Here is a 17,677-nt window from a genome sequence, read left to right on the forward strand (position 1 = left end):
GGATTTTCCTTTTGCGATCCGTCCGGGATCGCTGTTATCTGCGAAATCGCTCCAAATTCCTTTAGAACACGACTTCGGAAGGTCTACCAGCGGCCATCCCTGGCTGCACTTCTCAAAAAAACGCCACTGCGACTGCGAGAGCCGAGCGGATGGTTCCGTTGGAAGCGCTCCGAAGATCGCATGAGCCGGACCCGGTCCGGCGGTCGTCGACCGCCCTCACGGTGGACGAAACTTCGAGGCGCCGCGAAAGATACCGCAAAGTCGGCGGAAAGTTCCCCGATCGCGGCGGCGGGCGGACGAACGGCGTTTGCGCGAGAATCGTGCGGTCGCCGCGGCGCGTTGCGCGCGGCATCCACCACCGACGAGACGCACTCAAATGGCAGACGAGATCATCGACAACCGCGCGCGGCAGCGCTACGAACTGAGCATCGACGGCAGCGTCGCCTACGTCGGTTACGAGCGTGCGCCCGGCACCATCACCTTTCTGCACACGATCGTGCCGGAGGAACTGGGCGGGCGCGGCATCGGCTCCAAGCTCGCGCAGCACGTGCTCGACGATGCGCGCCGTGCCGGCGAGAAGGTGATTCCGCAATGCCCCTTCATCGCGGCTTACATCGACAAGCACCCTCAATACCAGGATCTGGTGCAGGCATGAGCGGCACTCATTTCGATCCGCCGTCGGTTGCCGCCGGAACCGTGGTCGTCGCCGAAACCGGCGACGGCAAGTTCGAGCAGTACGTACTCGACGGACGCCATCAGCTCGTCGCCGACGAGCCGGTCGCAGTCGGCGGCGACGATCGCGGCCCGGGCCCGTACGAACTGCTGCTGATGTCGCTCGGCGCCTGCACCTCGATGACCTTGCGCCTCTACGCCACGCGCAAGCAGATACCGCTCGAACGCGTGATCGTGCGGCTCAAGCACGCCAAACGCTATCTCGAGGACTGCCGCGACTGCGCCGACAAGCCGGTGATGCTCGACCACATCCAGCGCGAGATCGAATTGATCGGCGCGCCGGACGAACACAAGCCGCGCCTGCTCGAAATGGCCGACAAGTGCCCGGTGCATCGCACGCTGACCTCGAAGATCGTGATCGAAACGCGGCTGGCCTAGCGCGTTTGCCGCGCTGAACCGATCAAGCCGCAGCGATGCCGACGTACGGCGGCGGGTAGCGGCGCCCTGTGCGCAGCGGCCGGAAGCACGGCGCCTCGTGCAGAAATTCGGGCTCGCCGTCGCGCGCGTGCCAGCCCGGAATGCCGGCCAGCGGTAACGGCCGCAATTCCTGCGGATCGGCGAGCAGTTCGCCGGCAGCGATCGCTGCGGCGAGGCGCGTCTCCGCCTGCGGCCAGCGCGCGACCAGTGCACCCGCTTCCACGCGCAGCGCGGCGAATGCCGCCGGCGTCGCTTCGACCACCAGCGCCTTTGCGACCGGCAGGTCGTGTCCGTTCCAGACGTGCTCGACCAGCGCATGGCCGAACACGGTGACCGCGATCGAACGACCCCAGGCGGCGCGCATCGAGCCGAACAAGGCGCTCCAGTCGTGCGCATCCCACAGCGGCAAGAGTTCGGCGTCGGCCAGCCAGACGATCGCGCCGGCTTCGTCGAAATGGGTGAGTGCGCATTGTCCGCGCGTACGCCGCTTCGGCCCGACCTCGGCGATGTCGGCGACCTGGCGCGCGTTCAAGGCGCGCTTGAGCGCGGGATGGCGCAGCCAGACCCAGGCGTTGAAAAGATCGTGCGCGCTGCCCTCGCGCGTCGCCAACAGGCCGCGCTCGGCGATGCGTTGTTCGTAGTGCAAACCGTCGGTGAGAAGTTGCGCGGTCTGCGCGGCGAAGGCCGGACGTTCGAGGCCATCGTCCGCTTGCGCGCGTCGGCGCCAGGTTTCGAGGGCGGCGCACTCGGGCCATACCCCGTCCATCAGCTGCGCGGCGAATTCGCGCCACACGGCCAGCGGCGGGCGCGCGAACGCGACTTCCGCGCTCTCGCACACCGAAGAAGGACGAAGGCTTTGCGACATCGTGACGAAAGCAGCGCGAACCGAACTTGCGATGCTAGCCGATGGCCGCCTGCGATAACGATCTCGGTGTTATTTCCCTCGCAGCTCAGACGCGGTCAGCCGCTCCGCCCATCACCGGAATGGATTCGCGCTTTCGTTGCGCGCGCACCCGGCGCACTTGCACCGTCGCGCCGATCAGAAACAGGACGAACAGCACGGCCCCGACGACCTGCAGCTCCGGCGCGTCGGCGTTCGGCAGCAGAGGCTTTCCCGGCGGCAAGCGTGTGGTGGTTTCGGTGACCGCCGGAATCCAGTGGAAGAAGAACGTCAGCGAATAGCTCACCGTCGCGACGTAGATCGCACTACGACCGAACGTGCGCGTGTATTCGGCGATCGCGGCAAGGGCGAGCACGAGCAGGGTCACGATGCCGAGCACATGCGGCTTGCCGAAGCCGCCGTGCTGGAAGATGCCGAAGCCGGTCAGGCAGGTCAGCACGGTCGTCGCTACGTAGATTTTGCCGAGCGTGTTGCGCGAGCCGATGCGGCCGTCGCGGATCAAAGCGATGGCACCCGCCGCGACGGCGACCAGCGAGATCGCGGTATGGACGACGCCGAGTTGCGTCAAACCGAACATATCGACTCTCCCCGAGGTTTCATCGAAACCCGCTCCCCGGCGAATTTCGACTCGACGAATCCGAACGGACCGCGCTCACCCTATTCACGATTTGCGCACCGCTTGAACTTGCGCGCTGCATCGACGACTGCCGTGGACGGCAAAAATCCTAGCAGGTTGCCGGCTAGTTTGCTTTATCCACTTTTTCTCATCATGGCTTCTTCGAATCGACGTCGAAAAAGTCACTTTTCTTCGGCACTGAGGCGGTGTATAACGTTTGTTATAACGTCATCGAATAGTGGGCTGGACCAGCCATGAAGCTCAAGATCACCAGCATCGGTAACTCTGCCGGCGTCATCTTGCCGAAGGAACTGCTCGCGCGGCTGCGCCTGGACAAGGGCGACGAGTTGTATGCGCTGGAAACGCCTGGGGGCATCAAGCTCACGGTGTTCGATCCGGAGCTGGCGGCGCAGATGGAAGTCGCCGAGAAAATCATGCGCGAAGACCGCGCGGTGCTGCACAAGCTGGCGAAATGACGCCGGCTTCGTGATCGTCTGGATCGACAAGTCGCTCGCTCTCGCGATCCACGATCGCCAGCTCGCCGAGCACGGCGGCGGCGATGGCGTGCGCGATCCAGCGATACTCGAGTCGGCGCTGGCGCGACCGCAACAACTCCACGCCTACGGCATTCCGCCGCCCGATCTCGCCGATCTGGCGGCGAGTCTCGCCTATGCCCTCGCGCGCAACCATCCTTTCGTCGACGGCAACAAGCGCACCGCTCATGTCTGCTATCGCGCCTTCATCGCCCTCAACAGCGGCGAACTCGTCGCCAGCGATGAAGACAAATACGTGAAGATGATCGCGCTCGCCGAAGGCAATCTTTCCGAGGCCGAGTTTGCGGCGTGGCTGCGTGAACACCTGCACATCGAAACGATCGGCGCGGTGCACGAACCGCGCGCTCGCTATCGTCGCTGAAGCCCGATCTCAGACCGCCAGCCGCGCGATCAGATCGTGTTCGTCGGCATGGATGATCTCGACCTCGGCGAACTGGCCGGGCTTGAGCTTTTGGCCATCGTCGATGCGCACGATGCCGTCGATCTCCGGCGCATCGGCCATCGAGCGTGCCAGCGCGCCGTCTTCGTCAACCTCGTCGACCAGCACGCGCTGGCGCGTGCCGATCTTGCGCGCGAGGCGCGCGCCGGAAATCTCGGCCTGCACTTCCATGAAGCGCTCGAGGCGTTCTTGCTTGAGTTCTTCGGGTACGGGATCCGGCAGTTCGTTCGCTTTGGCGCCGTCGACCGGCGAATAAGCGAACGCACCGACGCGGTCGAGTTCGGCTTCGCGCAGGAAATCGAGCAGTTCCTCGAACTCGGCCTCGCTCTCGCCGGGGAAGCCGACGATGAAGGTGCTGCGGATCGTCAATTGCGGACAGGCCTCACGCCACGCCTTGACGCGCGCGAGCACCTTGTCGACCGCGCCGGGCCGCTTCATCAGTTTCAAGATGCGCGGACTCGCGTGCTGAAAAGGGATGTCCAGATACGGCAGCAGCTTTCCGTCCGCCATCAGCGGAATGATTTCGTCGACGTGCGGATACGGATACACATAGTGCAAGCGCGTCCACGCGCCGAGTTCCGCCAGCCCTTCGCACAGATCCTTCATTCGCGTCGCGTAAGAGCGGCCGCGCCAGTCGCGCGCGGCGTATTTCACGTCGACGCCGTAAGCACTGGTGTCTTGCGACACCACCAGCAGTTCTTTCACGCCGCCCTTGACCAGCTTCTCCGCTTCGATCAGCACCTCGTCGACGGGGCGCGAAACGAGGTCGCCACGCATCGAGGGGATGATGCAGAAGGTGCAGCGGTGATTACAGCCTTCGGAGATTTTCAGATAGGCGTAGTGCTTGGGCGTCAGCTTTACCCCTTGCGGCGGCACCAGATCGAGAAACGGATCGTGTTTGGGCGGCAGCGCGGCGTGCACCGCGCTCATCACGCTGACGTAGTCCTGCGGACCGGAGATCGACAGCACGTCCGGATGCGTCTCGCGGATCAGCTCGGCGCGCTTGCCCAGACAGCCGGTCACGATGACCTTGCCGTTCTCTTCCAGCGCCTCGCCGATCGCATCGAGCGACTCGTTCACCGCCGCATCGATGAAGCCGCAGGTGTTGACGACGACCACGTCGGCCGCCCCGTAGCTCGGCACGATGTCGTAGCCCTCGACACGCAGCTGGGTGAGGATGCGTTCCGAGTCGACCAGCGCCTTGGGGCAGCCTAGGCTGACGAAACCGACCTTGGGATTGCGGCGTGACATGGAAATCCGGAACGGGATGGACCGCGCATTTTAGCAGCGCCAGCACGCCGTATCGGCAAACTCACCGTAATGTGAAAAGTGCGGCCATGGACGGCCGCGGTTGGAGCTTCCGAAGCTGCACTCTACAAGTCGGCGAACCTCCTCAAATTGCAGCGACCATGGACGATCGCAAAAGTGCGCACGATCACCAAAGTAAACATCACCTAGAATCCCGACGATGAGTGATCCCACCCCTTGCTGCCCCGTCATCCTGCTGCCCGGCATCAAGGGCACCGAACTGACCGACGAATACCCGGCCAGCCGCGAGGCGGTGTGGTCGGTGTCCAACAGCCTGCGCGGCGACTTCAAGCGCCTCGCCCTGCACCCGGACGATCGCCGCTACGAGCGCATCGAACCGGCAAGAGTCGCGCCGGGCGCGCTGTTCGACCTGATCTACGAGCAATTCCTGACCAGCCTGCGCCACGAACTGTCGCCGGCCGAAGACCGGCCGACGCCGGTCTTCGCGTTTCCCTACGACTGGCGCCGCGCGCTCGGCGACATCCAGACCCAGCTCGACGGCTTCATCGACGAAGTGATCGCGCGCACCCTGCTGCTGCGCCACTACTACAACTCCGACTATCGCAAGCAGCCGCGCGTGCACCTGGTCGGCCATTCGATGGGCGGCCTGATCATCGCCGGCTATCTGGCTCAGTACGGCGGCGCCAAGATCGGCAAGATCGCAACCTTGGCCGCGCCGTTCCAAGGTTCGGCCAACGCGGTGCTGTCGATCGCGACCGGGCAGGCTTCGATGACCGGGATCGACGTCAGTCCGGCCGAACGCGAAGTCGCGCGCCTGCTGCCCGCGGTCTACCACCTGCTGCCGAGCTACGCCGGTGCGCTGGCTTGGCCGCAGGGACTCGCGCGCAGCTTCTACAAGCCGCTGGCCTGGCAGCCGAGCGTGTACCAGACCATCGCCGAATACATCCGCCTTTACTCGCGCCGCGATCCGGCCGAAACCGCCGCGCTGCCCGATCGCATCAACGATGCCGCCGGCATCCTGCGCGCGATGCTCAACGAGGCGCAGCGGCACCGCGCCGGCATCGATGCGCTGAACCTGCAAGACGCCGCCGTCGCCGCGCGCGACTGGCTCTGCATCGCCGGCATCGGCGAACCGACCGTCGACCGCATCGCCGCGACCACGGTGCCCTTGCCCGATCCGGCCGCCTTCGCCAAGGCCGCATTGTTCGACAGCGCCAAGGCGATCGAGATCGACCTGCGCGCTTCCGCCCCGGTCGACGACTACGATCCGGCGCGGCGCGAACGCAGCGAGGTGCGCACGGGCGATGCGACCGTGCCGCTGGCCGGGGCGACGCCGACCTTTCTGCCCTACGAGCAGCTGGTCGCCGTCACGCGCCACCATTACGCCTGGTGGGAACTGGGCGATCGTCTGATCAACGGCCTGGTCGATCTGCACGCGGCGATGCCGCGCATGAACGCGGTGCAGGCGATGGTCACCGCGCATTTCCTCGGCCGCGAGGCGCGCTCGATCGAAGCGTTGCCGCCGCCCGGCGTCGTCGCGGCCGATTGGCGGCCGCCGCTCGGCGGGCTGCTGCTCGGGTAACCTGTACGCTTGCGACGCGTCGCTCGAACGGAGTCACGATGGGCCAGCACATTCAACTCAATACCTCGCGTCTGCACTGCATCGGCGCTTATATGGCCAAGGCCGCGGGCACGCCGAAGGGCGGCCTGGTGGTCGTGCAGGAAATCTTCGGCATCAACGCGCACATGCGCGCCGTGGTCGACCACTACGCCGCGCTCGGCTACACCGCGATCGCGCCGGCGTTCTTCGATCACGTCGAGAGCGGCGTCGAACTCGGCTATGACGAAGCCGGCTACGCGCGCGGCCGTGCGCTGATCGGCGAAATCGGCTTCGAGCTCGCGCTCGACGACGTCGCCAGCGCCGCCGAGGCGATCGCCTCGGCCGGCAAGATCGGCTGCGTCGGCTACTGCTGGGGCGGCACGGTCGCCCTGCTCGCCGCGATCCGCCTCGGCTTGCCCGCCGTCAGCTACTACGGCTCGCGCAATCCGGCTTTCCTCGGGCAGAAGCCGAAGGCGCCGCTGCAATTTCATTTCGGCGAACGCGACGGCTCGATTCCGCCGGAGGCGATCGAACAACACCGCGCCGCTTTGCCTGAAGCGGAAGTCTACGTTTACCCGGCCGGCCACGCGTTCAACCGCGAGGTCGACCCGAAAGCCTACGACGAAGGCAGCGCGAAGCTCGCACTCGAACGCGCGCTCGCCTTCTTCGACCGCAACCTGGCCTGAGAGCAGACCACCGATGCCGTTTCCGCTCGATCCACGCCTCGCCGCCGACACGCACGTGATCGGAGAGATGCCGCTGTCGCGCCTGCTGTTGATGGACGATGCACGCTATCCGTGGCTGATCCTGGTGCCGCGCATTGCCGGCGCGCGCGAATTGATCGACCTCGACGGCGACGATCGCGCTGCGCTGCTCGACGAGATCGCGAGCGTTTCGCGCGTGTTCGAAAGCCGGCTGCGTCCGGACAAGATCAACGTCGCCGCGCTCGGCAACGTGGTGGCGCAATTGCACGTGCACGTGATCGCGCGCTACGCCGAAGACGCGACCTGGCCGCAGCCGGTATGGGGCCACGGCGAACGCGTGCCCTACGCCGCCGACGAAGCCGCCGCGCGCATCGGCGAGCTGCGCGCGGCGCTGAAAGAGCGGCTTGCGTGAGCGTGAACGCCGACCCGGCCGATTTCACGATCGAGCCCATCGGCGAAACGATGCTGCTGCTGCGCTTCGGCGAGCGCATCGATTCGGAGATCAACGCGCGCGTGCACGCCGCCGCGGAAACCCTGCGCCGCGTCGAGATGCCCGGGCTACTCGACGTGATTCCGGCCTATGCCACGCTCGCACTGCACTACGACGCGGTGTTCTGGGCCGGCCGCGACGGCAGCCCGCCGTGGCAACACTTGGCCGGTGCGCTGCGCGCGGTATTCGCCACGCCGCCGCAAGCGGATCTGCGCGGCGGCCGCCTGCTCGAGATACCGGTGTGCTACGGCGGCGACTACGGCGCCGATCTCGACGCGGTCGCCGCGCACGCGGGGCTCGATCGCGACAGCACGATCGCGCGTCACACGGCGGTCGACTATCGCGTCGCGATGCTCGGTTTCGCGCCGGGATTCACCTATCTGCTCGGACTCGATCCGGCCTTGCACATGCCGCGCCGCGCGCAACCGCGTACGCGCGTGCCGCGCGGCTCGGTCGCGATCGGCGGCGCGCAGACCGGCATCTACCCTTCCGAACTTCCGGCCGGCTGGCAACTGATCGGCCGCACGCCGCTCAAGCTGTTCGACGCCACGCGCGAACCGCCCTGCCTGCTCGCGCCCGGCGACCGCGTGTGCTTTCGCGCAATCGATGCAGACGAGTTCGAAGCGTTGGCGGAGGCCGCGCGATGAGCGTGGTCGTGCTCAAGCCCGGCCTTCTGACCACGCTGCAAGATCGCGGTCGCCATGGCTACGGCGCGCTCGGCGTCGGCCACACAGGTCCGATGGACGAGGTCTGCCATCGCCTCGCCAATGCTCTGGTCGGCAACGGAGACGACGCCGCCACGCTCGAAATTACCCTGCTCGGGCCGCGGCTGCGCTTCGAGGTCGACGCAGTGATCGCGCTGACCGGTGCCGACTTCGAGGCGCGGCTCGACCAACGACCGCTGTCAGGCTGGCGCGCCGAGCGCGCGCCGGCCGGCAGCGTGCTCGAACTCGGTCGCGCACGCCACGGCGCACGCGGCTACCTGGCGCTGGCCGGCGGCTTTCACGGCACCTGGCTGCTCGGCAGCGCGGCGACCGACGTCAACTCGCGTCTCGGTGCGCCGCTGCAGATCGGCGATCGACTCGACGTGGACGACCAAGCCTTCGCCAAACGCCGCTTCGACGCGAGCGCGAGTGCGCATCGCCGCGCTTGGTCGCTCGACCCGCGGCCTTGGTTCGATCCCGATTCGGTCAGGCCATTGCGGCTGATCCGCGGCCGCCACTACGACGCTCTCGATACGAATTCGCGCAAGGCCTTGTTCGGTACGGCGTTCCGCATTGCCGCCGATTCCAATCGCGTCGGCTACCGGCTCGACGGCTCGCGCCTCGCGCTGGCGGCGCCGCTCGAAATCGTCAGCGAACCGCTCGCCTTCGGCAGCGTGCAGCTGCCGCCGGGCGGTCAGCCGATCGCGCTGATGGCCGAGCACCCGGTCACCGGCGGCTATCCGCGCATCGGCCAGGTCGCCGCGGTGGACCTGCCGCGCATGGCCCAGCATCGTCCCGGCGACCTGCTGCATTTTCGGCCGCTCGATCTGGAGCAAGCGCAAACGCGCTATCTTCGGCGCGAGCAAGAACTGGCGCGGCTGTTCGAGGCGATCGCGGCGCGCATCCAATAGAGACCGGCCGAGACTGAAGCACGAAGGGAAACGGGTGAGCTCGTACGGCTCGTGTTCTCGGCCATGGAATCTTCCGACTTATGACAGGTGACCCGAGCGTGCGACGCATCGACCTCAACAGCGACATCGGCGAATCGTTCGGCGCCTGGCGCATGGGCGACGACGCCGGCGTGCTGGCGCAGGTTTCCTCGGCGAACATCGCCTGCGGTTTTCATGCCGGCGATGCGGACACGATGCGGCGTACGGTCGAGCTCGCGCAACGCGCCGGTGTCGCGATCGGCGCGCACGTCTCGTTGCCGGACCTGCAAGGCTTCGGCCGGCGCGAAATGAAGATCGGCAGCGACGAAGCGTACGCGCTCACCCTGTATCAGATCGGCGCGCTGGCCGGGTTCGCGCGCGCAGCAGGCACGCCCCTGCGCCACGTCAAGCCGCATGGCGCGTTGTACAACATGGCCGCGCGCGACACGGCACTCGCTACGGCGATCGCGCAAGCCACATACGATTTCGACGCGAGCCTGGTCCTGGTCGGCCTCGCCGGCAGCGAACTGCCGCGTGCCGGCGAACGTGCCGGTCTCGCCGTCGCGCACGAGGCCTTCGCCGATCGCCGTTATCAAGCCGACGGCTCGCTGACGCCGCGGCGTGAGGCGGATGCGGTGATCGAAGATGTCGATGCGGCCGTCGCGCAGGCGCTGGCGATCGCGACGCGCGGCGAAGTCGTCGCGCGTGACGGCAGTCTGCTGAAGCTGCACGCCGACACGATCTGCGTGCACGGCGATCGCAGCGGCGCTGGAGCCTTCGCGGCGCGCCTGCGCGCGGCGTTGGAAGGCGCTGGCGTCGTCGTTGGGAGACCTGTTCAATGAGTCGAATCGAAGCGGCCTCCGAGGTTCACGAGTGAACTACTGGCCGTTGCTGGGCGTTGCGGTAGTGGTGGCTGGCTTTGTGCTGAAGCGCAACCCGGTGCTGGTCGTCGTGATCGCCGGCGTGGTCAGCGGGCTCGCCGCCGGCATGGACATCGGCGACCTGCTCGCCCTGATCGGCAATTCGTTCGTCAGCAACCGCTCCCTGCTCTTGTTCGTGCTGACCCTGCCAGTGATCGGCCTGCTCGAGCACTACGGCCTGCGCGAGCGTGCGCAAGCCTGGATCGCCGGCTTCCGCTCGATGACGCTCGCGCGCCTGCTGATCGCGTATCTCGGCCTGCGCCAGCTGCTGTCGACGCTCGGCTTGTACGATCTCGCCGGACATGCGCAGACGGTGCGGCCGCTGCTCGCGCCGATGAGCGAGGCGGCGGCTGCCGGCGACGCCCCGGATGCAGCGACGCGCGCCCGCGTGCGCGCGCTCGCCGCCGCCACCGACAACGTCGGCCGCTTTTTCGGTGAAGACGTCTTCCTGGCATTCAGTGGGGTGCTGTTGATCCAGAGCTTCTACGAACACCAGGGTATCCATCTGGAGCCGCTCGACATCGCGCTGTGGGCGCTGCCGACGGCGATCGCCGCGTTCGTCATCCACGCGGTTCGCATCGCGTGGTTCCAACGCGGCCTGCGCAATCGCCGCAGGGACGAGGGAGAAACGGCGCGATGATCAAGATCGGCTACGTTTATGGGCTCATCGGCGTCTTCCTGCTCGTTGCGGCCGGCATGAACGCGCGCCAGCGGCGCTGGTCGATGGCGGCGTTCTGGTTCGTGCTGTCCGCTGCGTTTCTGCTCGGCGACGTGGTGCAACTCGCCACGGCCGCAGGTACGCGCTGGCCGGCGCAGCTGATGGGGCTGGGCGTGATCGCGCTGGGTTTTCTGGCTGCGAGCGGGACCATGCAGGCGAAGCCGTCCACCGAGGAAGCGGGACCGCAACCGACGCAGCATTTCGGCAACCGTCTGTTCGCGCCGGCGCTGGCGATTCCGCTGGTCACGCTCGCGCTCGCGCTCGGTGGGCCATACCTCCGCTGGGGCACGACTTCGTTGATCGACACCGCTCACGCGACCTTGATTGCGCTCGGTCTGGCCTGTCTGGTCGCGCTCGCGTTCGCGCTGCGCACGACGCGTTCGCAGCTGCCGCAAGCCCTGGCGCAAGGGCGCCGCCTGCTCGACACGCTCGGCTGCATCGCGCTGCTGCCGATGCTGCTGGCGACGCTGGGCAGCGTGTTCGCTGCGACCGGCGTCGGCGATGCCGTCGCGGCCTTGGTCGACATGCTGATCCCGATCGACAGCCGCCTCGCCTGTCTCGCCGCGTTCGCTTTCGGCATGGTGCTGTTCACCGTCATCATGGGCAACGCCTTCGCTGCGTTCCCGGTGATGATGGCCGGCATCGGCCTGCCGCTGTTGATCCTCAAACACGGTGCCGAGCCGGCTGCGCTCGGCGCGATCGGCATGCTGACCGGCTACTGCGGTACCCTGCTGACGCCGATGGCCGCCAACTTCAACATCGTTCCGGCCGTGCTGCTGGAGCTGCCCGATCAGTACGGCGTGATCCGTGCGCAGATACCGACCGCACTGGCCCTGCTGGCGGTCAATTTCGTCCTGCTGTGGCTGCTGGTGTTTCGATGACCGTCTCGACCACGAACGACGAAACGCACCGCGGGTCTTGCCTGTGCGGTGCGGTGAGTTTCGAAGTGACCGGCGCCTTGCGCACGGCAGATGCCTGCCACTGCTCGCAGTGCCGCCGGCAGTCGGGTCACTATTGGGCGTCCACCAATGTCTTGCGCACCGATTTGAAGATCGAGGGCGCCGATCGCCTCAGCTGGTTCCAATCGTCGGAAAAAGTGCGGCGCGGCTTCTGCTCAACCTGCGGATCGGTTTTGTTCTGGGACCCGCGCGGCTGGGAGATGATCTCGATCGCGATGGGCGCGTTCGATTCGCCTACCGGCACTCGGCTGGAAAAGCACATCTTCGTCGCCGACCAAGGCGACTACTACAGCATCGGCGACGGATTGCCGCAGAGTCCGGGGCACTGAGCGCCGCGGCGGATCGCGCGACTCTCTCCCATTTCCGCGCTACGAGCGATGACCGACCAAGCTACCGTCCTGCTCACCGGCTTCGAACCTTTCGGCGGCGAGTCCGTCAATCCGGCGCGCGAGATCGTGCTCGCGCTCGATGGCGAGAGCATCGGCGCGTATCGCATCGTCGGTGCGATCCTGCCGGTCGCGTTCGCGCCGACCCTGCCGCTGCTGGAAGCTCTGCTGGAAGAGCATCGCCCGCGTCTGGTGCTCGCGCTCGGCCAAGCCGGTGGTAGCAGCCAGATCTCGCTCGAGCGCGTCGCGATCAACCTGATCGACGCACGCATCGCCGACAACGACGGTCTGCAACCAATCGACGAAGCGGTCGTCGACGCGGCGCCTAATGCCTACTTTTCCACTTTGCCGCTGAAGGCGATACGGCAGCGACTGCACGCGCACGGCATTCCCGCCGCGTTGTCTTTCAGCGCCGGCAGCTACGTCTGCAACCAGGTGTTCTTCGTGCTCGCGCATCTGTTGTCGACGCGCTGGCCCGATGCGCGCGGCGGCTTCGTGCACGTACCGTGGCTGCCCGCGCAGGCCGCGCGTCATCCGGGCCAGCCGAGCATGGCTTTGGAAACGATGTTGATCGGAGTGCGCGCGGCGCTCGAATGCGCCCTGGAAACCGAGCGCGATCTGCACGTCGCCGGCGGAACCACCTGCTGAGCGGGTGCGCGTCAGGCGCGTCCCGCCCGCGTCAGCAGCCTTTGCCGGCCGCGCTCTCCGGCGTCACTTCGATGATGACTTCGCCGGTGGCGGCGTACGGCAGCCGCGTCTTGATCGCGTCGGTGGTGTAGTAGAAACCGTACTGCGTCGGCGCATTGACCGCTTCGCGCAGCTCCGACTCGTAACTCTTGCCGACCGCATCGGGCGTCGTCGCGAGCGCGAAGCGCCGCACTTGGTCGAGCGTCACGCAGGCGAGCAGGCGCGTGCGCCGGAACGGACGGATGTCGAGGTTCAGCGGTTTCGCCTCCAGCGGTGCACGCACGGTGTCGTCGTCACCGAGTACGTACAGAAGCGGCTTCAGCACGGCCTTGCCGCGGCCGTGCGGATTGCTGGTCGCGAGCACCTGCAAACGCACCGCGGCGTGGTCCAGATGCTGCGGCAGCTCGATCAGCCGATAACGGCTAGAACCCTTGGGAAACTCGCGCGTGGGCGCCTGCTCGTCGACCGGCACCCGCATCGGCTGTCCGGTGGGCAGGGAAATCGGCCCACTCGCCGGCGCGTCGACCGTCGCCGGCGTCGGATGGCCGGAACCGAACAGGCGATCCTTCCACTGCGAATAGGTCTCGCCGATGAAGCTCAGCGGATTGGCGAACGCATCGGCGGCCGCGATGGACAGTACGAGAGCGACGGAAAGACGTAGACGGATCATCGGAAAAGGAAGGCGCAACGCTGCGACGCAGCGTGCGCATGAGCCAGGGCGCTCGACGCGCCCACACAGGAAAACCGCGCGCTATCTACGCGGCCAGCACCGGATCAATGTGCCGGCGGCGCCTCGGCGGGAGCGGCCGGGGCCGGCGTCGCCGCCGCTTCGGGCTTGTTCTCGATCGGCGGCGGCGGCGGCGCCACGGCCGGCTGGTAGTCGATCGGCTTCAGCTCACCGTCGACCTGCTCGAACGCCTTCAGCTGCAGCGTGCGTGCGATCGAGCCGATCGAACGGCGCTGCTCGTCGCTGCCGCCCTTCTTCAGCACGATGCCGGTGAAGGTCTCGCGGTCTTTCAGATCGCTGATGTAGCCGAACAGCTCGGCCTTGCCCATCGTATTGCCGTCGATCGAATACTTGTCGCTCTTGATCGGCTGCACCAACGCATTGCCGTCGCGGATGTCCGAGCGCGCGAACGCGCCGGCGGCCGCGACCATACCTGCTGCCAGGACCAGACCGCGCATCAGACTCTTCATCGCCTTCGCTCCGTTCATTGCCCGCTCGATTTCTTCGTATCACTCGCTTCGATCTGTTCGGCCAACTTGCCCTCGGCCTGCAGTTCGCTGATGACGCCCTCGTCTTCCTCGGCGAAGACCTTGAAACCCATCTGAGCGCCAATCCGCACCAGCACCGCTTGGTGTTCTTTCTTGATCTTCTGCTTCTCGCCGCGCTTGAGCAGCACGGTCGACATCGGCAGCTTTTCTTCCTTGCGATAGCGGAACGCGCTTTCCAGATCCTGCGCCGTCAGCGGCGCGCCGTCGAGGTCGAACTGGGTGTCCTTCTCCGCGATCAGAGTCACGTCGAAACCGGCAGGGATATTGGACGCCTGTTTGACCACGCCGACCGATTTGGAGCTGCCGCCGAACCAGCTGCAGGCGGACATCGCTGCCGCCGCCAACACCAGCGCCGGCAACCGTGCCGATCGCACTACCGTGAAACTTCGCATGTCGCGTCCGCTCCGCTCAATCAAGACTCACAGACTACCACTGCAACGGCGCACCGGTAAGCCGCCGTTGGCGTCCGTTCACGCATGCGGCAGGGTCACGCCGGTCTGGCCCATGTACTTGCCGCCACGGTCCTTGTAGCTGGTCTCGCATTCCTCGTCGGACTCGAGAAACAGCATCTGCGCAACGCCCTCGTTGGCGTAAATCCGCGCCGGCAGCGGGGTCGTGTTGGAGAACTCGAGCGTGACGTGACCTTCCCATTCCGGCTCCAGCGGCGTCACGTTGACGATGATGCCGCAGCGCGCGTAGGTGCTCTTGCCGAGGCAAATCGTCAGCACCTTGCGCGGGATACGGAAGTACTCGACCGTGCGCGCCAGGGCGAAGGAGTTGGGCGGGATGATGCATACCGGCTGCTTCACGTCGACGAAGCTGCGTGCGTCGAAGTTCTTCGGATCGACGATGGTCGAGTTGATGTTGGTGAACACCTTGAACTCGTCCGCGCAGCGCACGTCGTAGCCGTAACTCGAGGTGCCGTAGGAAATCAGGCGATCGCCGCCATTAAGTTTGACTTGGCCCGGCTCGAACGGCTCGATCATGCCGTGCTGCTCAGCCATGCGGCGGATCCACTTGTCGCTTTTGATGCTCACGGACGCTCCGGTTCGCGCGCGCAGCGCGCTGGAAAATACGAATTCTAGCGTGGGCTCACCGACTAGAAGGTCAGGTGCCGCACGACCTTCCAAGTGCCGCCGGTATCGGCCTGCCACACGGACAGAAAATAGCCGCTGTTCGCGCTCGGCTGCCCCGGCGCATTCTCGACCGTGTAGTTGCCGTGGCCCCACACGTAGAGCAGGTTGCCGGAAGTGGCGATACCGTCGTCGATGATCTCGCCGTTGGTGATCGGAGGGCTGTGCTCGAACGCTTCGCGGTAGTAACGCTCGATCGCGGCGCGGCCCTGGATCGCCTTGCCGCCGGCGGTGATCAGCGTGCCGGTCTCGGCGAACGGCGCCGCCAAGGTGCGCGCGTCGCGGGTACGCATCGCGCCGGGCCATTGCTCGTTGGCGGCGGTGATCGCCGGCTGCGCCGCGGCGATCAAGGCGGCGTCGGTGCTGCCGACGGTTTTGGTGCCTGGATTGGGCGGCGCCGTGGCGCAACCGGCGAGGCCCAGCGCGACCAACAGACCGGCGACGGCGAGCAGACGTTGTCCCATTGCATTCATGAGTTTTGCACCACGATCTTCGGGAATTGGATCGCCTTGTTGCGCGAGCGCAGGCTGAGCCTGGCGGCGGCGTTGCGCGCGATCTCGCGGTAGCGCGCGGCGAGGTCGGAATCGGGCATCGCCGCCACCGTCGGCGTACCGCCGTCGGCCTGTTCGCGGATGCGGATGTCGAGCGGCAGGCTGCCGAGCAGCGGCACGCCGTATTGCGCCGCCATGCGCGCGCCGCCGCCCTCGCCGAAGATGTGTTCCTCGTGGCCGCAGTTCGTACAGATGTGCGTGGCCATGTTCTCGATGATGCCGAGCGTGGGCACGTTGACCTTCTCGAACATCTTGAGCGCCTTGCGCGCATCGAGCAGGGCGATGTCCTGCGGCGTGGTCACGATCACGGCGCCCGATACCGGAATGCGCTGGCACAAGGTCAGCTGGATGTCGCCGGTGCCGGGCGGCAGATCGATGATCAGATAGTCGAGGTCGGTCCAGTTCGTCTCGCCCAGCATCTGCTGCAAGGCCTGCGTCGCCATCGGACCGCGCCAGATCATCGCGGTGTCTTCCTCGATCATGAGGCCGATCGACATCGCCTGGATGCCGTGCGCCAACTTGGGCTCGATGCGCTTGCCGTCCTTGGTGTCGGGCTTGCCGACCAAGCCGAGCATGCGCACCTGGCTCGGACCGTAGATGTCGGCATCGAGCACGCCGACGCTGGCGCCCTCGGCTTTCAGCGCCAGCGCCAGATTGGCCGCCACCGTCGACTTGCCGACGCCGCCTTTGCCGGACGCCACCGCGATGACGTTCTTGACCCCGGGCAGCGGCGTCAGGCCCTGCTGCACTTCGTGCGCGTAGACGCGGCAGGACACGCTGACCGCGGCGTGCGCGATCTCCGCATCGGCGGCCAGAACCTGCTTGACCGTATCGGCCAGCGCGGCCTGCGCGCCGAGCGCCGGATACGGCAGCAGGATGTCGACCGAGACATCGCTGCCCGATACGCCGACACCGCGCAGAGCGCCGCTCGCGATCAGGTCGGCACCGCTGTGCGGATCGACGACGCCGGCGAGGATGTGGCGGACGCGGGCTTCCAGGGGATGGCTCATGCTCGGAATGCGAAAGGGGAATCGGGCGATTATGCCAGCCGCTCCGCTGCGGCGCGCCTTGACGCGGACGCGACACGGCGGCAACTTGCCGCTTCGACTCATCCTGGGAGGTTTCGATCATGCTGCAACTGCGCTTCGTCGCCCCGCTCGCGCTGGGCTTGCTGTTCGGCATGCCCGCCCTCGCTCAGGACCTGAGCTCGCCGGCCGGCCAATGGACCACGATCGACGACGAAAGCGGCAAGCCCAAATCGATCGTCGAGATCGCCGTCGCGAACGATCAGCTGACCGGCAAGGTGGTGCAAGTACTGTGGTCGGAGCGTGGCCCGCATCCTCTGTGCGAGAAATGCGAGGGCGAGCGCAAGGACAAGCCGGTCGAAGGCATGACGATCATCTGGGACATGAAGAAGTCCGGCGATGGTTGGGAAGGCGGCAGCATCCTCGATCCGAAATCGGGCAAGGTCTACGGCTGCAAGATCCATTTGATCGAAGGCGGCCAGAAGCTCGAAGTGCGCGGCTTCAAGGGCTTCTCGTTGCTCGGCCGCACGCAGACCTGGGTGCGCAAGACACCCTGATCGAATCTCGCCTCTACGCATCGTTTCCGCTCGTTCGCAGCGGAAACGAATGGCGTTGACACGTTAGTTTTATGCGATTGCACTGAATCGATGCGTGCGAGCGGCTAGACT

Annotated in this window: 24 protein-coding genes; 15 read left to right on the forward strand and 9 right to left on the reverse strand. The window is 66.4% G+C overall.

Annotation, left to right across the window (positions count from 1 at the left end; all coding sequences use genetic code 11):
* The first annotated feature begins 376 nt into the window (after positions 1-376).
* Complete coding sequence (locus tag AC3QL3_RS13760; RefSeq protein ID WP_492894517.1) at positions 377-655, forward strand: GNAT family N-acetyltransferase; 279 nt, start codon at positions 377-379, stop codon at positions 653-655.
* Positions 652-1,110, forward strand: a complete 459-nt coding sequence (locus AC3QL3_RS13765; protein ID WP_492894519.1) for an OsmC family protein — start codon at positions 652-654, stop codon at positions 1,108-1,110. The genes AC3QL3_RS13760 and AC3QL3_RS13765 overlap by 4 nt, the downstream gene beginning before the upstream one ends.
* Positions 1,111-1,132: 22 nt before the next feature.
* Here AC3QL3_RS13765 and AC3QL3_RS13770 read toward each other — a convergent pair whose 3' ends face one another.
* On the reverse strand, positions 1,133-2,014 hold the full coding sequence (locus tag AC3QL3_RS13770; protein WP_492894521.1) for a DUF3025 domain-containing protein: 882 nt from the start codon (positions 2,012-2,014) through the stop codon (positions 1,133-1,135).
* A gap of 85 nt (positions 2,015-2,099) precedes the next feature.
* Positions 2,100-2,627 (reverse strand): hypothetical protein, encoded by a 528-nt coding sequence (locus tag AC3QL3_RS13775; RefSeq protein WP_492894523.1) that lies wholly within the window; start codon positions 2,625-2,627, stop codon positions 2,100-2,102.
* A gap of 293 nt (positions 2,628-2,920) precedes the next feature.
* Between AC3QL3_RS13775 and AC3QL3_RS13780 the strand changes: the two genes are divergently transcribed.
* A complete protein-coding gene (locus AC3QL3_RS13780) occupies positions 2,921-3,142 on the forward strand; it encodes an AbrB/MazE/SpoVT family DNA-binding domain-containing protein (RefSeq protein WP_492894525.1) in 222 nt (73 codons plus the stop codon).
* 10 nt (positions 3,143-3,152) lie between these two features.
* Positions 3,153-3,581 (forward strand): type II toxin-antitoxin system death-on-curing family toxin, encoded by a 429-nt coding sequence (locus AC3QL3_RS13785; protein WP_492894527.1) that lies wholly within the window; start codon positions 3,153-3,155, stop codon positions 3,579-3,581.
* A 9-nt stretch (positions 3,582-3,590) separates the two neighbouring features.
* Here AC3QL3_RS13785 and rimO read toward each other — a convergent pair whose 3' ends face one another.
* Entirely contained in the window at positions 3,591-4,910 is a 1,320-nt protein-coding gene (rimO, locus tag AC3QL3_RS13790) for a 30S ribosomal protein S12 methylthiotransferase RimO (protein WP_492894529.1), read from the reverse strand.
* A gap of 217 nt (positions 4,911-5,127) precedes the next feature.
* Between rimO and AC3QL3_RS13795 the strand changes: the two genes are divergently transcribed.
* The 10 genes from AC3QL3_RS13795 to pcp all read left to right on the forward strand — a co-directional run bounded on the left by AC3QL3_RS13795 (position 5,128) and on the right by pcp (position 12,986).
* On the forward strand, positions 5,128-6,510 hold the full coding sequence (locus AC3QL3_RS13795) for a lipase family alpha/beta hydrolase (protein WP_492894531.1): 1,383 nt from the start codon (positions 5,128-5,130) through the stop codon (positions 6,508-6,510).
* Positions 6,511-6,548: 38 nt separating this feature from the next.
* Positions 6,549-7,214, forward strand: a complete 666-nt coding sequence (locus AC3QL3_RS13800; RefSeq protein ID WP_492894533.1) for a dienelactone hydrolase family protein — start codon at positions 6,549-6,551, stop codon at positions 7,212-7,214.
* Between the two features lie 13 nt (positions 7,215-7,227).
* On the forward strand, positions 7,228-7,644 hold the full coding sequence (locus AC3QL3_RS13805; protein ID WP_492894535.1) for an HIT domain-containing protein: 417 nt from the start codon (positions 7,228-7,230) through the stop codon (positions 7,642-7,644).
* The gene (pxpB, locus tag AC3QL3_RS13810; RefSeq protein ID WP_492894537.1) at positions 7,641-8,369 is read left to right on the forward strand and encodes a 5-oxoprolinase subunit PxpB; all 729 of its coding nucleotides are present in this window, start codon (positions 7,641-7,643) and stop codon (positions 8,367-8,369) included. The genes AC3QL3_RS13805 and pxpB overlap by 4 nt, the downstream gene beginning before the upstream one ends.
* Positions 8,366-9,337, forward strand: a complete 972-nt coding sequence (locus AC3QL3_RS13815) for a 5-oxoprolinase subunit C family protein (RefSeq protein WP_492894539.1) — start codon at positions 8,366-8,368, stop codon at positions 9,335-9,337. Before pxpB ends, AC3QL3_RS13815 begins: the two co-directional genes overlap by 4 nt.
* Positions 9,338-9,435: 98 nt before the next feature.
* Entirely contained in the window at positions 9,436-10,197 is a 762-nt protein-coding gene (locus tag AC3QL3_RS13820) for a LamB/YcsF family protein (protein WP_492894541.1), read from the forward strand.
* Positions 10,198-10,228: 31 nt separating this feature from the next.
* The gene (locus tag AC3QL3_RS13825; RefSeq protein WP_492894542.1) at positions 10,229-10,915 is read left to right on the forward strand and encodes a 5-oxoproline transporter, DUF969 family subunit; all 687 of its coding nucleotides are present in this window, start codon (positions 10,229-10,231) and stop codon (positions 10,913-10,915) included.
* Complete coding sequence (locus tag AC3QL3_RS13830; RefSeq protein ID WP_492894544.1) at positions 10,912-11,874, forward strand: DUF979 domain-containing protein; 963 nt, start codon at positions 10,912-10,914, stop codon at positions 11,872-11,874. The genes AC3QL3_RS13825 and AC3QL3_RS13830 overlap by 4 nt, the downstream gene beginning before the upstream one ends.
* Entirely contained in the window at positions 11,871-12,281 is a 411-nt protein-coding gene (locus AC3QL3_RS13835) for a GFA family protein (protein ID WP_492894546.1), read from the forward strand. The genes AC3QL3_RS13830 and AC3QL3_RS13835 overlap by 4 nt, the downstream gene beginning before the upstream one ends.
* Positions 12,282-12,329: 48 nt before the next feature.
* Positions 12,330-12,986, forward strand: a complete 657-nt coding sequence (gene pcp, locus AC3QL3_RS13840) for a pyroglutamyl-peptidase I (protein ID WP_492894548.1) — start codon at positions 12,330-12,332, stop codon at positions 12,984-12,986.
* A gap of 31 nt (positions 12,987-13,017) precedes the next feature.
* Here the strand turns inward: pcp and AC3QL3_RS13845 are convergent, their stop codons facing one another.
* The 6 genes from AC3QL3_RS13845 to apbC all read right to left on the reverse strand — a co-directional run bounded on the left by AC3QL3_RS13845 (position 13,018) and on the right by apbC (position 16,994).
* A complete protein-coding gene (locus AC3QL3_RS13845; RefSeq protein ID WP_492894550.1) occupies positions 13,018-13,695 on the reverse strand; it encodes a hypothetical protein in 678 nt (225 codons plus the stop codon).
* 104 nt (positions 13,696-13,799) lie between these two features.
* Entirely contained in the window at positions 13,800-14,240 is a 441-nt protein-coding gene (locus AC3QL3_RS13850; protein WP_492894552.1) for a hypothetical protein, read from the reverse strand.
* Positions 14,237-14,692, reverse strand: a complete 456-nt coding sequence (locus tag AC3QL3_RS13855; RefSeq protein ID WP_492894554.1) for a hypothetical protein — start codon at positions 14,690-14,692, stop codon at positions 14,237-14,239. Before AC3QL3_RS13855 ends, AC3QL3_RS13850 begins: the two co-directional genes overlap by 4 nt.
* A 78-nt stretch (positions 14,693-14,770) precedes the next feature.
* Positions 14,771-15,337 carry a dCTP deaminase gene (gene dcd, locus AC3QL3_RS13860; RefSeq protein WP_492894556.1) on the reverse strand — a complete coding sequence of 189 codons (567 nt, stop codon included), beginning with the start codon at positions 15,335-15,337 and terminating at the stop codon, positions 14,771-14,773.
* Positions 15,338-15,399: 62 nt separating this feature from the next.
* Complete coding sequence (locus AC3QL3_RS13865) at positions 15,400-15,906, reverse strand: YybH family protein (protein ID WP_492894558.1); 507 nt, start codon at positions 15,904-15,906, stop codon at positions 15,400-15,402.
* Complete coding sequence (apbC, locus tag AC3QL3_RS13870; protein WP_492894560.1) at positions 15,903-16,994, reverse strand: iron-sulfur cluster carrier protein ApbC; 1,092 nt, start codon at positions 16,992-16,994, stop codon at positions 15,903-15,905. The genes AC3QL3_RS13865 and apbC overlap by 4 nt, the downstream gene beginning before the upstream one ends.
* A 119-nt stretch (positions 16,995-17,113) precedes the next feature.
* On the opposite strand from apbC, the gene AC3QL3_RS13875 reads away from it, so the two are divergent.
* The gene (locus tag AC3QL3_RS13875; RefSeq protein WP_492894562.1) at positions 17,114-17,566 is read left to right on the forward strand and encodes a DUF2147 domain-containing protein; all 453 of its coding nucleotides are present in this window, start codon (positions 17,114-17,116) and stop codon (positions 17,564-17,566) included.
* The last annotated feature ends 111 nt before the right edge of the window (positions 17,567-17,677 follow it).

Source organism: Dokdonella sp. GW821-FHT11D02, assembly GCF_058808595.1.